This is a genomic window from Acidimicrobiales bacterium, assembly GCA_035512495.1.
In the GTDB taxonomy this organism is placed as follows: Bacteria; Actinomycetota; Acidimicrobiia; order Acidimicrobiales; family CADCSY01; genus DATKDW01.
The window spans coordinates 1-14624 of sequence record DATKDW010000008.1; the positions used below are offsets into that span (position 1 = coordinate 1).

A 14624-nucleotide genomic window follows, 5' to 3' on the forward strand; every position below is an offset into this window, starting at 1 on the left:
GCCGCGGCTGGTCAGGATGCGAGCGAGGCCATCTTCGCCAACACCAGGGGCGAGCTGTGTGAGGGCACCGGCACCAACGTCTTCATCGCCCGCGGCGGCCGGCTGATGACCCCGCCGCTGTCGAGCGGCTGCCTGGCGGGCATCACCCGGGCCCTGGTGCTGGAGACCACCGCGGCGGCCACCGAGGCCACCGTCGCCCTCTCGGCCCTCACCGGCGCCGATGAGGCGTTCCTCACCTCCTCCACCCGCGAGGTCCAGCCCATCGCCGCGGTCGACGGCCGCCCCCTCCCCGCGGCTCCCGGCCCCCTCACCCAGGCGGCCATGGACGCCTACGCCGACCTCCTCGCCCGCGACCTCGACCCGTAGCCCCCCCGCCCCACCCCGAACTGGCACCAGAACCGCGCTGGAACCCGGCGCGGTTCTGGTGCCAGAAGCCTCCTCGGTCAGCCGCCGGTGGGGCGGAGGTGGACGACGTCGCCGACGGTCACCTCGCGGGGGGTGCCGTCGTCGGTCTCGACGATCAGGTGGCCCTCGGCGGTGACGTCGGTGGCGACGCCCTCGATCGACGCGCCACCAACCAGCTCGACCCGCACCCGCTGGCCGAGGGTGGCGCAGCGGCGCCGGTGCTCGGCCAGGAGCTCGTCGACCCCACCCGCCAGGAGCGAGGCGTAGCGGGCCTCGACGCCCTCCAGGTACGCCGTGAGCAGGGCGGACCGCTCCACCGGGGCATCCACCACGTGGTTGAGGGCGATGGCGGTGCCGGCGAGCTCGTCGGGGAGCTCGTCGGGCCACGACACGTTGAGCCCCATCCCCACCACCACCGCCTCGACCCGGCCCCCCACCACCAGCGACTCGGCCAGCAGCCCGGCCAGCTTGCGGTCGCCCACCAGCAGGTCGTTCGGCCACTTGAGCGATGGGGCGACGCCGGCGACGGTCCCGCAGGCGTCGGCGGCCGCGGCTCCGGCGGCGACGGTCACCAGGTGCAGCCGGTCGACGGGGAGGTCGGGGCGCACCAGGAGCGACACCAGCAGCGACGACCCCGGCTGGGCCTGCCAGGTGCGGCCCATGCGCCCGCGGCCCGCCGACTGGTGGTCGGCGACCAGCACCCGCCCCTCGGGGGCGCCGTCGCGGGCCTCGTCGAGGAGGGTGGCGTTGGTCGACCCGATGTCGCTCACCCACCGGACGTCGGCGAAGCGGGTGGCTGCCAGACGGTCGAGTTCCACGGGGGTGAGCACGATCTGGAACGATACGACCACCATGTCGATCACCAAGGTCCTCATCGCCAACCGGGGCGAGATCGCCGTCCGGGTCATCCGCACCTGCCGAGAGCTCGGCATCGCCACCGTGGCGGTGTACTCGGAGCTCGATCGGGACGCGCTCCACGTGCGCCTCGCCGACGAGGCCTACGCCCTCGGCGGCACCACGGCGGCCGAGAGCTACCTCAACACCGAGGCCATCGTCGACATCATCGAGCGCAGCGGCGCCGACGGCGTGCACCCCGGCTACGGGTTCTTCTCCGAGAACGTCGACTTCGCCAGGGCGATGATCGCCTCGGGCACCTGCACCTGGATCGGGCCCCCGCCCGAGGCCATCGAGGTCATGGGCGACAAGATCTCCTCCCGCGAGGCAGCCGAAGCCGCCGGTGTGGCCGGTGTCCCCGGCGACAACACCGTGCTCTCCGACCCCGCCGAGGTCATCGCCTTCGGTGAGTCCAATGGCTGGCCGTTGGCCATCAAGGCCGCCTACGGCGGCGGCGGGCGCGGCATGCGGGTGGTCCGCAGCGCCGACGAGGCCGCCGGGGCCCTCGAGTCGGCCCAGAGCGAGGCCCTCAAGGGCTTCGGCCGCTCCGAGTGCTACATCGAGCGCTACCTCACCTGGCCCCGCCACGTCGAGATGCAGATCATCGCCGACACCCACGGCAACACCGTGTGGGTGGGCGAGCGCGACTGCTCGGCGCAGCGCCGCCACCAGAAGCTGGTGGAGGAGAGCCCCGCTCCCCTGTTCCCCGACGAGGTCCGCCAGGCCATGGGCACCGCCGCGGTGAAGGTCGCCGAGGCGTGCGGCTACGTCAACGCCGGCACCGTCGAGTTCCTCTACCAGGACGGCGAGTTCTTCTTCCTCGAGATGAACACCCGCCTCCAGGTCGAGCACCCCGTCACCGAGATGATCTCCGGCATCGACCTCGTGGCCGAGCAGATCAAGGTCGCCTCCGGCGAGGCGCTGTCGTTCACCCAGGACGACGTCAACGCCGCCCGTCGCGGTCACTCCATCGAGGTCCGGATCAACGCCGAGGACCCCGCCGGCGGGAAGTTCCTGCCGTCGCCGGGGACCATCGACCGCCTCGAGCTGCCCTCCGGGCCGTTCGTGCGCTGGGACGGCGGCTACGAGCAGGGCGACGAGGTCAGCCAGTACTACGACAACCTGATCGGCAAGCTCGTCGTGTGGGGACGCGACCGCGAGGAGGCCCGTCTGCGCATGCTCCGGGCGCTCGACGAGCTCGTGGTCGAGGGCATCAAGACCACCGCCCCCGCCCACCAGGCCATCTTGTCGCACGACGACTTCGCCGCCGGCGAGCACTCCACCAAGTGGGTCGAGGAGCGCCTCGACCTCTCCGAGGTGGGCGTCGAGGCACCGGCCACCGCCCCGGCGGGCGACGACGACGAGCCGCGGGTCCGCCGCGACGTCGACGTCGAGGTCAACGGCAAGCGCTTCAGCGTGTCACTGTGGGTCCCCGAGGCGGCGCCCGTCGTCGCCGGTGCCGCCGGCGCCCAGCGGGCCCGACCCAAGCCCGCCGCCGACAGCGGTGGGGGCGTGGCCGGCGCCGGCCAGGTCACCGTGCCGATGCAGGGCACGATCGTGAACGTGCTCGTGTCGGTTGGCGACACCGTCGAGGTCGGCCAGGCCCTCTGCGTCCTCGAGGCCATGAAGATGGAGAACCAGATCAACGCCGAGACCGCCGGCACGGTGGCCGAGATCAAGGTCGAGCCCGGCCAGGCGGTGGGCACGGGCGACGTGGTCCTCGTCATCGAGTGACCCGCCGGGGCCACTCACCGGAGAGGCCCTCCTACCATCGCTGTCCGATGGCAGGGAACCCGACGTGACGGCCAGCGCCGTGGCCGACGGCCGAAGGGTCGACGCCTTCGGCCACGTCCCCGCCCTCGAGGGGATCCGCGGCCTGGCGGTGGTCCTCGTCATGGCCCACCACTACCTGGTCGGTCATCGGGGGCTGTGGGTCGGGGTCGACGTCTTCTTCGTGCTGAGCGGGTTCCTGATCACCACGGGCCTGCTCGGCCGCTGGTCGGCGGGCCGCCCGCCGCGCCTGGGGCGGTTCTACGCCGCCCGCGCCCGGCGGATCCTGCCCATGATGCTGGTGGTGGTCGTCGCCTACGTGGGGGTGGTATACGACCGGCTGGGGATCGGCGCGGCGTTCCCGCTCGATCAGATCCTGGCGATCCCCTACGAGAACGTCCGCAGCGCGATCGACGGCCCCGTCAACCCCCAGATGGGCCACCTCTGGACCATCGCCGCCGAGGTCCAGTTCTACCTCGTGTGGCCGCTCGTGCTGCTCGGCCTGCTCCGCCTGCGGGTCACCTCGGCGGGCCTCTTCTTGGGGCTGGTCATGGTGGCGGTGGCGGGCGCCGGGCTCCGCCTGGGCCTCTCGCTCCAGGGGGCCACCTGGTTCAGCCTGTACTTCTCCCCCGCCACCCGCTTCGACGGGTTCTTCCTCGGCGGCGCCGTGGGGGTGCTCGCCACCCACGGCACCCTGCGGACCTCGGCGTCGATGGCACAGGCGCTGCGGCTGCTGTCGCCGCTGGCGGTGGCCGCCATCGCCTGGTTCGCGACGGTGGGCGACGTCACCGCCGACCTCGCGTACCGGGGCGGGCTCCTCCTCGCCACCGTCGCCGCCGCCGTGCTCGTCGCCGCCGGCGTCGCCGGTGCCCTCGGACCGCTGCGGATCGTGGTGGAGACCCAGCCGCTGCGCCTCCTGGGCCGCATCTCGTACTCGCTGTACCTGTGGCACCTGCCGATGCTCGCCGCGGTGGCCCTCTGGGTCCCGGGCAAGGGGTGGGATCGCATCACCGCCGCGGCGGTCGCCTCCGTCCTGGTCTCGAGCGCGACCTACCTCTGGGTCGAGCGCCCCTTCCTCGGCGCCGCCAAGCTCCCGGCACCCGCCGAGCCGGAGGAGTCGAGCGTGCCGGAGGCCGAGCGCCCCCCTCCCTGACCGCCCGAGGCCTCGCTCAGTCGGCCGCCTCGGAGAGGGCCTCGGCGAGGGCGGGGTGCACGAGGAGGCTCTCGGCGATGTCGCTGACCCGCAGGCCGGCGGTGACCGCCAGGGCCAGCACCGAGATCAGCTCGGCGGCGTTGCGGCCGACGATCGAGCCCCCGAGGACCACCCCGGTGGCGGGGTCGGAGAGGATCTTCACGAAACCCCGGGCGTCGCCCTCGATGAGCGCCTTGGCCGAGGCCGAGAACGGCACCTTGGTGACCCGGATCTTGCGGCCCTCGGCGAAGGCGTCGGCCTCGGCGAGGCCGACGTCGGCGATCTCGGGCTCGGTGAAGATGGCCGAGGCCGCCTTGTCGTAGTCGAGGTGGCGGTGCTCGCGGGTGTGGAGGCCCATGACGTGCTCGGCCACCTTGCGGCCCTGCATGGAGGCCACCGACGACAGCGGCAGCTTCCCGGAGAGGTCGCCGGCGGCGTAGATGTGCGGGACGTTGGACTGGCCGTGGTGGTTGATCGGGACGTAGCCCCACTCGGTCTCCACCCCGGCGTCCTCGAGGCCGAGGCCCTCGGAGTTGGGGATCGATCCGATGGCGATGAGGGCGTGGGAGCCCACCGCCCGGCGGCCGTCGTCGCAGCGCACGGTGACGGTGTCGCCGTCGCGGTCGATGCCCTCGGCGCGCGCCCCCTTGAGCAGCACCACGCCGCGTCCGAGGAAGTCTTCCTCCAGCGCCGCCGCCACCTCGGGGTCCTTCGCCGGCAGCACGTGGTGGCGGCTGACGATCAGGGTGACCTTGCACCCGAACGACGAGAACATGTGCACGAACTCCACGCCGGTGACGCCGGAGCCGACGACGACGAGGTGCTCGGGCAGCTCGGGCGGCGGGTAGGCGTCGCGGGTGATGAGGATGCGCTCGCCGTCGACGGCCGCCCAGTCGGGGATCCGAGGGCGGCTGCCGGTGCAGAGCAGCACGGCGTCGGCGGTGAGCTCAGCGATGCCGTCGGCGGTCTCCACCACCACCTCGTGAGGCCCCTTGAGGCGGCCGGTGCCCCGCAGGATCTCCACCCCCTGGCTGGCGAGGAGCGTGCAGACCGAGCGGTTGAGGCGGTCCTCGATCTCGGCGTTGCGGGTGCGCAGGGCCTCGAAGTCGAGGCTGGCGTCCATGGCCTCGAGGCCCATCCCCCGGGCCCGACGGGTCAGCGACATGGCGCCCCCGGTGGCGATCATGGCCTTGGACGGGATGCAGTCCCAGAGGTGGGCGGCACCGCCGACGATGTCGCGCTCGACCAGCGTCACCTGGGCGCCGAGCCGGGCGGCGTGGGTGGCGGCCATGTGGCCGGCCGGCCCTCCACCGATGATCACGAAGTGCATCGCCATGCCCTCAAGAGTAAGCGGGGCCCGTCACCGAGCGGTCCCCTCCCACCCTCCGCAAGCTCCGGGCGGGCCCCTCCCCTCGGTGCCACCCGCTGTCGGCCGTTCAGCGGACTCGGCCTACGGCCGAGGCGTCCTTCAACAGGAGGCGGGGGCGCGGAGGGTGGTGTCGTCAGCGGCGAACTCGGTGAAGTCGAGGTGCAGGGAGGACGCCACCGGGGCGGCCTCGATGCGCATGGAACCCGAGAAGTCGTGGCTGACGAGCTCGACGCCGCACTCGTCGTAGACGGTGTAGGTGCCGGCGGTCGCCGAGGTGCCGTCGTCGAGGCGCTCGAGCGTGCCGTCGATCACGACCCGGAAGGTCTGGGCGCCCTCGATGCTCAGGAACAGCTCGCCGACCACGATCGTGGGCGACGTGGTGCCGGGATCGGCAGCCGCCTCGTCGTCGGTGCTCGCCGAGGTGCTCTCGTCGCCCTCGGGCGTGGTGGTGGTGGTGGTGGTGGTGGACGCGCTCGACGACGTGTCGCTCTCCGTCCCGTCGCCGGTCTCGCCGGTCTCGCCGGTCTCGCCAGTCTCGCTGGTCCCGCTGGTCTCGCCGGCGGTGGTGGCGGACCCCTCGTCGTTGGCTCCGCCGTCGCTGAAGGTCAGGCTCCCCCACAGGCTCCCGACGGCCTCGTCGTCGCCCACCGACATGCGCATGCCACCGGAGAGGTGCATGGTCTCGTCGCCGACGGCGCTGAGGTCGGTGGCCTCGAGGGCGGCGCCGAGGCGGGGCGCGGGCGCGACGACCGGCGACTCGGTGGGAGGCGGCGACTCCTCGGCCGACGGCTCCGCGCTCGACCCGGACACCACCACCTCGTCCTCGGCGCCGTCGGCAACGACCTCCTCGACGGTGAAGGCACCGACGGCCGCAGTCTTGGCTCCGACGTTGCTCTTGGCGCCTGCGGCAGGGACCGCACCATCGCCGGTGGCGTCGGACGTGACCTGGTCGCTGGTGGGACCCTCGCGGTAGTCGTTGAAGCGCTGGACGGCTGTGGGGGCGGCGGCGGGGACGATGAGGCCGGCGGTGACGGCGACGATGGCGGCGATGGAGTGGCCCTTGTCGGCGAAGATCGAGCTCGTCTCGGCCACCCGGCTGATGGCGGGCGCCGCCTGGGTGGCGGCCACGGTGACCTCGGCCACCCGGTTGGACGGCTCGGCGAGGGCGACCTTCTCGCTACGACGCAGGATGGGGAAGAGCAGCGCCAGCGCGCCGAGCGCAGCGCCCATGGCCTTGCGCAGCGCGGCTCGGCCCCGGTGGACGCGGACCCGGGCGTTGCCCTCGCTGGTGCCGGTGACGATCGCCACCTGCGAGAACGACAGCTCGTCGACGTAGCGGAGGGTGAGCGCCTGGCGGTAGGACGCGGGGAGGGTGGCCAGGGCGTCGATGACCTGGCGGGGGGTGTCGGAGAGGCGGTCGACGCCCTCGTCGGCGGGCGGGCCGTCGGTCAGGTCGACCGGGTCGCCGGCCACCCGCTCGACGAGGTCGGCCTCGCGCTGGCGGCGGCGGCCCTCGTCGTAGCAGACGTTGGTGAGGATGCGATGGAGCCAGGCCTGGAGGCGGAAGTCGCCCTCGAAGGTGGGCATGGCCCGGTAGGCCCGCACGAAGGTCTCCTGGACGGCATCCTCGGCGGCGTGGACCTCGCCGAGGCGGCGGACGGCGTGGCCGAAGAGGGAGTCGTGGTGGCGCCGGACGATCTCGGCGAAGGCATCGTCGTCGCCGCGCTTGCATGACTCCACCAGGAAGCGAGGGTCGAGATCAGTGATCGCCATTCGCTCAGCTCGCCTCCATGACCGTCGTCGCCGCCGCCGACGGACCCCGTGAGCATACCCCTGTGACGCGAGGCACGGGGCGGATGTCCCCACCGTGGGTGACCACCGGCACCGGCCGCCTAACCTCAAGTCGACGGAACCCCTGGAAGGTGAGCAGGCGATGAGCGACCACCCCTCCCCCGGCGACGAGCCCACCCTCGACGACTGGCGCGCGCTCGCTGCCAAGGACCTCAAGGGGGCCGACCCGGACGACGCGCTCACCTGGCACACGCCCGAGGGCATAGCCGTCAAGGCGATCTACACCCCCGACGACCTCGACGGCCTCGAGGCGGCGGGCACCCTGCCCGGCTTCCCGCCGTTCCTCCGAGGGGTGCGGGCCACGATGTACACCGGGCGCCCGTGGACGATCCGCCAGTACGCCGGGTTCTCCACCGCCGAGGAGTCCAACGCCTTCTACAAGCGCAACCTGGCCGCCGGCCAGAAGGGCCTGTCGGTCGCCTTCGACCTCGCCACCCACCGCGGCTACGACTCCGACCACCCCCGCGTGGTGGGCGACGTGGGCAAGGCGGGGGTGGCCATCGACTCGGTCGAGGACATGAAGATCCTCTTCGACGGGATCCCGCTCGACCAGATGTCGGTGTCGATGACCATGAACGGCGCCGTGCTCCCGGTGCTGGCCGCCTACATCGTGGCGGGTGAGGAGCAGGGGGTGGCGCCGGCGCAGCTGGCCGGGACCATCCAGAACGACATCCTCAAGGAGTTCATGGTCCGCAACACCTACATCTACCCGCCCGAGCCGAGCATGCGGATCGTGGCCGACATCATCGCCTACACCGCCGAGCACATGCCCCGGTTCAACTCGATCTCGATCTCCGGCTACCACATGCAAGAGGCCGGGGCCACTGCCGACCAGGAGCTGGCGTTCACCATCGCCGACGGCCTCGAGTACGTGCGGGCTGCCCGGTCGCGGGGCCTCGACATCGACGCCTTCGCCCCCCGGCTCAGCTTCTTCTTCGCCATCGGCATGAACTTCTTCATGGAGGTGGCCAAGCTGCGCGCCGCGCGCCTGCTGTGGTCGCGGGTCATCGCGCCCTTCGAGCCGAAGAACCCCACCTCCTCGATGCTGCGCACCCACTGCCAGACCAGCGGCGTGTCGCTCACCGAGCAGGACCCGTACAACAACGTGATCCGCACCGCCTTCGAGGCCATGGCGGCGGTGCTCGGCGGCACCCAGAGCCTCCACACCAACGCCTTCGACGAGGCCCTCGGCCTGCCCACCGACGTCTCGGCGCGCATCGCCCGCAACACCCAGCTGATCCTCGCCGAGGAGACGGGCGTGCCCAACGTGGTCGACCCCCTCGGGGGCAGCTACTACGTCGAGGCCCTCACCCAGGCGCTGGCCGACAAGGCCTGGGCCCTCATCGAGGAGGTCGAGGGGCTCGGCGGCATGACCAAGGCGGTCGAGTCGGGCATGCCCAAGCTGCGGATCGAGGAGAGCTCGGCGCGGCGCCAGGCCCGGGTCGACCGCGGCGAGGAGACCATCGTCGGGGTCAACAAGTACCGGGTGGCCGAGCCCGAGATGGTCGACATCCTCGACATCGACAACACCGACGTGCTGCGCCAGCAGGTGGCCAAGCTGAAGCGGGTGCGGGCCGAGCGCGACGAGCAGCGCTGCCAGGACGCCCTGGCCGCCATCACCGAGGGCGCCGCCGGCGACGCCAACCTCCTGGAGCGCTGCGTCGAGGCCGCCCGGGCCCGGGCCACCGTCGGCGAGATCTCCGACGCCATGGAGGCGGTGTTCTCCCGCCACCGGGCCACGGTCCGTAGCATCTCGGGCGTGTACGGCTCGGCGTACGAGGGCGACGAGGGCTACGAGCGGATCCAGGCCGACGTCGACGCCTTCGCCGAGGCCGAGGGCCGCCGTCCCCGCATGCTGGTGGTCAAGCTGGGCCAGGACGGCCACGACCGGGGCGCCAAGGTGATCGCCACCGCCTTCGCCGACATCGGCTTCGACGTCGACGTGGGCCCGCTGTTCCAGACCCCGGCCGAGGCCGCCCGCGACGCCGTCGAGAACGACGTGCACGTGGTGGGCGTCTCCAGCCAGGCCGCCGGCCACAAGACGCTGGTGCCCGACCTGATCGCCGAGCTGAAGGCGGCCGACGCCGGCGAGATCCTGGTGGTGTGCGGCGGGGTGATCCCACCGCAGGACTACGACTTCTTGCGAGACGCGGGCGTGGCCGCGGTGTTCGGGCCCGGCACCAACATCCCCGAGGCCGCCGCCCGCATCCTCGAGCTCCTCGGCACCCGTCCCTCGGCAGCGTGACCGACGTCGATGCCCTGGTCAGGGGCATCGTCGAGGGCGATCGGCGCGCCCTGGCGAGGGCCATCACCCTGGTCGAGTCGACCCGGGCCGACCGGGCCGCCACCGGGGCGACGGTCCTCGACCGCCTGCTCGACCGCACCGGTGGCGCCGCCCGCCTCGGCATCTCCGGCGCCCCCGGCGTCGGCAAGTCGACCTTCATCGAGGCCCTCGGCCTCCACCTGATCGGCGAGGGCCACCGGGTGGCGGTGCTGGCCGTCGACCCGTCGTCGGCCCGGTCGGGCGGGTCCATCCTCGGCGACAAGACCCGCATGGAGGAGCTGGTGCGCTCCGAGGGCGCCTTCATCCGCCCCTCACCGTCGAGCGGCACCCTCGGCGGGGTGGCTCGCCGCACGCGGGAGGCCATGCTCCTGTGCGAGGCGGCCGGCTTCGACGTGGTGATCGTCGAGACCGTCGGCGTAGGCCAGTCCGAGACCGCCGTCGACGACATGGTCGACACGTTCTGCCTGCTCGTCTCCCCCGGCGGCGGCGACCAGCTCCAGGGCATCAAGCGGGGGATCATGGAGCTGGCCGACCTTGTGGTGGTCAACAAGGCCGACGGCGACCTGGCCGCCGCCGCCAACCACGCCGCCTCCGACCACGCCGCCGCCGTCCACCTGCTGCGCCGCAAGAGCGCCGCCTGGGCCCCCGAGGTGCTCCAGGCGTCGGCCATCGAGGGTCGGGGCATCGCCGAGGTGTGGCAAGCGGTGGGGCGCCAGCGGGCGGCCCTGGCCGAGGTGGGCGACCTCGAGCGCCGCCGCGCCGGCCAGGCCACGGCGTGGCTGTGGAGCGAGGTCACCGACCGCCTCACCACGTCGTTCCGCCGCGACCCCGAGGTGGGCCGCCTGCTGCCCGAGCTCGAGGCGGCCGTCGGCGACGGCACGGTCTCGCCCACCACCGCCGCCCTCCGCCTCCTCGACGCCTACCGCGGACTCACGGGTCCTGTCACCGAGCGGAGCCTTCCCACCCCCTCCGCAGGCTCCGGCGACGAGGACGCCTGAGTCGAGACGCCTTCTCGTGGCGCTTCCTGCCGCTTTTAGGCCCGCCGACCCCCGCAACCGAGAGGAACCGCCACGAGAAGCGCAGCGGGGCGGCGGTGAGAGAGTTAGCGGTCGAGGATGGCGCGGGTGAGGAAGGTGGCCATCTGGGCGCGGGAGACGATGTCGGCCGGGCAGTAGAGGTCGGGGGCGCAGCCGCTGGTGACCCCGGCGGTGGCGATGGCGTTGATCGACGATCGGTGGGGGCTCTCGAAGGCCACGTCGCTGAACATGGAGCCCCACACGTGGTCGAGGCCCATGGCCCGGCGCAGCACGGAGGCCATCTGCTCCCGGCTGAGCGGGTCGTCGGGGCGGAAGGTGCCGTCGGGGTAGCCGTAGATGATCTTGGCGTCGACGGCCGCGGCGATGTAGCCGGCGTGGATGTTGCCGGTGGGCACGTCACTGAAGCGCTGGCCGGTGCCCTCCTCGAGGCCGAGTGCCCGCCCGAGGAAGGTGACGGTCTGGCCCCGGGTGACGGGGGCGTCGGGGCAGTAGCGGTCGATGGTGCAGCCGCTGGTGACGCCGGCGGCGGCGATGCGGTCGATGGACTCGGCGTGGACGTTGCCCTCGATGTCGGTGAACGACGAGGGGGTCGAGGCGCTGGTACCGCTGTCGTCGGGCGGGGGCTCGGAGTCCGCCGGCGGCTGCTCGGGGAGCGCCTCCCAGCGCTCGACCACGGCGGCGCGCAGCGTGGGGAGCTCGGCGTAGTAGGCGTCGCCCGGGCACTCGGTGTGGCCCACGTTGCGGTGGGAGGTGATGGTGTGCAGCTCGACCTCCTCGCCCTTGTCGTACTTGTTGGAGCCACCGGAGACGACCATGACCGTCTTGCGGGGGTCGATCGAGTGGTGGCGGAACTTCCAGGCCAGGGTGTCGGCCACGGCGTCGAGGGCGGCCTCGGACGGGGCGGTGGTGTCGAACTCGCCCATGACGGCGATGCCGATGGAGCCGGTGTTGAAGCCCTGGGCGTGTGCGCCGATCACGGCGTAGTCGAGGCCGCCGGCGCGCCCCTCGTAGATGCGCCCGAAGCGGTCGACCAGGAGGTTGTAGCCGATGTCGTTCCAGCCCAGGGACTGCGTGTGGTAGTGGTAGATCCCGCGGACCACGGCAGGGGCATCCGAGGCCGAGTAGCTGTTGCCTCCGGCGGTGTGGTGGACCACCGCGTAGCGGGCCGACGAGGCGTACGACGGGCTGCCCTTGCGCAGCGACTCGTCGGCGCCCCACTCGGACCGGCTGGTGATCTCCGGCCGGCCGGTGGAGGGGTCGGCGGGGTACGAGTACGACGGCAGCGGCTGCGCGGTCGTGGTGGTGGTCGAGGTCGTGGTCGAGGAGGTGGTCGTCGTGTCGTCGGTGGCTGCGGCCTGGTACTCGTCGTCGGTGGGCGTCGCGGACGAGGTCCGGTAGGTGCCGGTGGTGAGGCCGTTGGAGTCGATGAAGGTGGCGGCCACGTCGGCGAGGGCAGCGCCGGCGACCGCGACCTGGAGCCAGCGGGCCTCGCCGACCCAGACGGGCTCGCTGTGGAGCTCGGGGTCGACCGAGGCGGCCGCCTCGGCGGAGCCCGGGTCGGGGAGGTCGTCGGCCCCCATGGCCTCGACCTCCTCCCACGTCGACCATGTCGACCCGTCGAGCGAGGTGCGCAGGTTGGCGGTGGCGGTGGCGGGCAGCTCGAGGGCGACCATCGAGAACGCCAGCGGGGCCTCGAAGGGGGCCGAGCGCTGGGTTCCGTCGCTGGTGCCACCCGTGGCCGCTGCCCCGTAGGCGGCGGGGAGGCCGTCGACGCGCTCGGAGACCGTGGTGGGGATCGGCTCCGACGCGGACCCGCCCAGGTTCGTCGCCGCCCCACCGATCACGGGCAGCATGCCGATGGCCAGCAGCGTCGCCAGGGTGGTGATGGGTGTGCGGAACCGCACGCGGGACTTCCCTTGTCGTCAGATCCGATCCGGTCGGTCGGTCGATCGCCGCCGAGGGCGACATTGTCCCTCATCGGCACCTTTGGGGAAGAACTCAAATCCCCACTGGCAACAGTAGACAACATCACCCCCACCTGGCCAGGGCCGGGGCGAGCCGGCGCGCTGTCGCGAGCGCCGGCGGCCGTAGGGTCTCGGGCATGGAAGTCAACGCGATCCTGTCCGACTCGGTGGTGGTGGCCGACGGCAAGCTCTTCGTCCAGGGCGGGGGCTGGAACGTGCTCAACACGCCCCGCCTGCCGACCCGCCACCCCCGCATCGGCCTGGGGCTGGTGATCTCGGTGCCGTTCACCGAGACCGACCGCGACCACGCCTTCGCCGTGCGCCTCGAGGACGCCGACGGCCAGCCCGTGGGCAAGGCCGGCAGCGACGGCCACCAGGGCCGCGCCAACGGCACGTTCCGGGTCGGGCGCTCACCCCACCTGGCCGACGGCGACGAGGAGCTGGTTGCCCTGGCCCTCAACTTCGACGGCCTCACCTTCACCCAGGCCGGCCGCTACCGCTTCGTGCTCTCCATCGACGGCGAGTCCGAGCGCAACCTCCCCTTCACGGTCCGCGCCACGTCGTAGGCGCGGCGACGCCCCGGCCCATGCGGACCGGGGCGCCGTCAGGGTTGGTGGGGAGGTCTACTCCGCGATGCGCTTGCCTGCCGCCGGGCTGTTCACGAGGTCCCAAGCGATGCGGTCGAGGTTCTCGAACCCCTTGTCGGGAGTACCGATCGTGGGGGTCGCACCACCCTGGTTGGTGATCGTGGCCGGGAGCTCCACCGAGAACCCAGCATCCGTGATGGTCACGGTGATCACCTTGGGATCGCTCGTGCTGCGAGCGCACGTTGTCCCGCTGCTGCCGCACGTGATGGTGGTCAGCGGACCGGACGCGCCCTGGACCTTGAAGAAGTCGCCCGGGTCGGGCGCCCGCATGTCCTGGTCGAAGGTGAGCGTGATCACGTCGCCTTGGTCGATCTCACCGGCGAAGCCACCGTTGGTGATGGTCGCCTCGGTGCTGATGGGGCCATCGGGGCTGTAGGTCGCGACCGTGAGCCCCCCGGCTGGGATGCTCCACGCGATGCCCTCCACGTCGGTGAAGCCCCGGTGCTCGTAGATCTTGGACGTGCCGTCGGCCAGGAGCCCGTCGTCGGTGCCGGACAAGAGCGTCCGGTTGGCGGAGACGACGGTGATCACCTGGTTCACACCGTACGAGACGCCCCGGACAGTCTCGGCCGAAGAGTTGCGGGTGCAGTTGCTCGAGCTCAGTTCGTTCGGCGTGTCGCACAGGATCTGGTAGGCGCTGTTGGCGTCGCTGATCCGGATGGCATCACCGTCGTCAGGCGCCGCCATGGCCTCGTTGAAGGCGATGAGGATCTCGTCACCGTTGTAGATCTTGTCGGTCTTGGTGTCGTCGTCGTGGCGCAGCTCGACCCCCAGGGAGACCGGGGCGCCGTCCGCGGACTGGAGGGGCGTCGTCACCGGGCCGGCGGTGACCGAGGCGCTGGAGACGTCGCCGTCGTCGACGGAGAAGACCCGGTAGCAGTAGTCGCTGTCGGGCTGCACGTTGCCGTCCACATAGGTGGTGTCGCCCGTCGGCGCGGCCTTGACGGTGTCGATGATGGTGTAGGTGGCGCCGCCGCAGCCCGTGAGGGTGGCCGGGGGCCCGCGGCGGATCTGGTACTGGTCGACGCTCGGCGTCGCCGAGGCCTGGATCGTCACGTTGACGCTGGAGCCGCTGGTGGCCGCGAGCGTCACCGCGGCGGGGGCCAGGGGTGCCTCGTTGCGCAGCGAGAAGGTGCTGGCGCCGCCGCTCGAGTAGGTGCCGGTGACGTCGTCGTAGGGGCTGAGCTGGGCGACGAAGCCGGCGAGGTCGG

At 72.3% G+C, this 14624-nt stretch carries 11 protein-coding genes; 6 read left to right on the plus strand and 5 right to left on the minus strand.

The features are described 5' to 3' along the window. Positions 1-366 (plus strand): aminotransferase class IV (locus tag VMN58_00500; GenBank protein HUF31669.1); only part of this gene is annotated, 366 nt, incomplete at its 5' end. 77 nt (positions 367-443) lie between these two features. On the opposite strand, the gene VMN58_00505 is transcribed toward VMN58_00500, so the two are convergent. Then, positions 444-1259: a biotin--[acetyl-CoA-carboxylase] ligase gene (locus tag VMN58_00505; GenBank protein ID HUF31670.1), complete on the minus strand. Its 816-nt coding sequence runs from the start codon at positions 1257-1259 to the stop codon at positions 444-446. Between VMN58_00505 and VMN58_00510 the strand changes: the two genes are divergently transcribed. Both VMN58_00510 and VMN58_00515 read left to right on the plus strand, forming a co-directional pair. Beyond that, on the plus strand, positions 1258-3033 hold the full coding sequence (locus tag VMN58_00510) for an acetyl-CoA carboxylase biotin carboxylase subunit (protein HUF31671.1): 1776 nt from the start codon (positions 1258-1260) through the stop codon (positions 3031-3033). The two genes, VMN58_00505 and VMN58_00510, sit on opposite strands and share 2 nt — an antisense overlap. A gap of 64 nt (positions 3034-3097) precedes the next feature. Then, entirely contained in the window at positions 3098-4222 is a 1125-nt protein-coding gene (locus VMN58_00515; GenBank protein HUF31672.1) for an acyltransferase, read from the plus strand. 16 nt (positions 4223-4238) lie between these two features. On the opposite strand, the gene VMN58_00520 is transcribed toward VMN58_00515, so the two are convergent. Both VMN58_00520 and VMN58_00525 read right to left on the minus strand, forming a co-directional pair. Further along, complete coding sequence (locus tag VMN58_00520) at positions 4239-5597, minus strand: FAD-dependent oxidoreductase (GenBank protein ID HUF31673.1); 1359 nt, start codon at positions 5595-5597, stop codon at positions 4239-4241. Between the two features lie 132 nt (positions 5598-5729). After that, positions 5730-7403 (minus strand): sigma-70 family RNA polymerase sigma factor, encoded by a 1674-nt coding sequence (locus VMN58_00525; GenBank protein HUF31674.1) that lies wholly within the window; start codon positions 7401-7403, stop codon positions 5730-5732. A gap of 160 nt (positions 7404-7563) precedes the next feature. On the opposite strand from VMN58_00525, the gene scpA reads away from it, so the two are divergent. Continuing rightward, the gene (scpA, locus tag VMN58_00530) at positions 7564-9726 is read left to right on the plus strand and encodes a methylmalonyl-CoA mutase (GenBank protein HUF31675.1); all 2163 of its coding nucleotides are present in this window, start codon (positions 7564-7566) and stop codon (positions 9724-9726) included. Next, a complete protein-coding gene (gene meaB / locus VMN58_00535) occupies positions 9723-10763 on the plus strand; it encodes a methylmalonyl Co-A mutase-associated GTPase MeaB (protein ID HUF31676.1) in 1041 nt (346 codons plus the stop codon). Before scpA ends, meaB begins: the two co-directional genes overlap by 4 nt. A gap of 104 nt (positions 10764-10867) precedes the next feature. Here the strand turns inward: meaB and VMN58_00540 are convergent, their stop codons facing one another. Then, the gene (locus tag VMN58_00540) at positions 10868-12706 is read right to left on the minus strand and encodes an S-layer homology domain-containing protein (GenBank protein ID HUF31677.1); all 1839 of its coding nucleotides are present in this window, start codon (positions 12704-12706) and stop codon (positions 10868-10870) included. A gap of 197 nt (positions 12707-12903) precedes the next feature. Between VMN58_00540 and VMN58_00545 the strand changes: the two genes are divergently transcribed. Continuing rightward, positions 12904-13332, plus strand: a complete 429-nt coding sequence (locus VMN58_00545; protein HUF31678.1) for a hypothetical protein — start codon at positions 12904-12906, stop codon at positions 13330-13332. Between the two features lie 57 nt (positions 13333-13389). On the opposite strand, the gene VMN58_00550 is transcribed toward VMN58_00545, so the two are convergent. Further along, positions 13390-14624, minus strand: a 1235-nt coding sequence (locus VMN58_00550) for a fibronectin type III domain-containing protein (protein ID HUF31679.1), incomplete at its 5' end; no start/stop codon positions are given.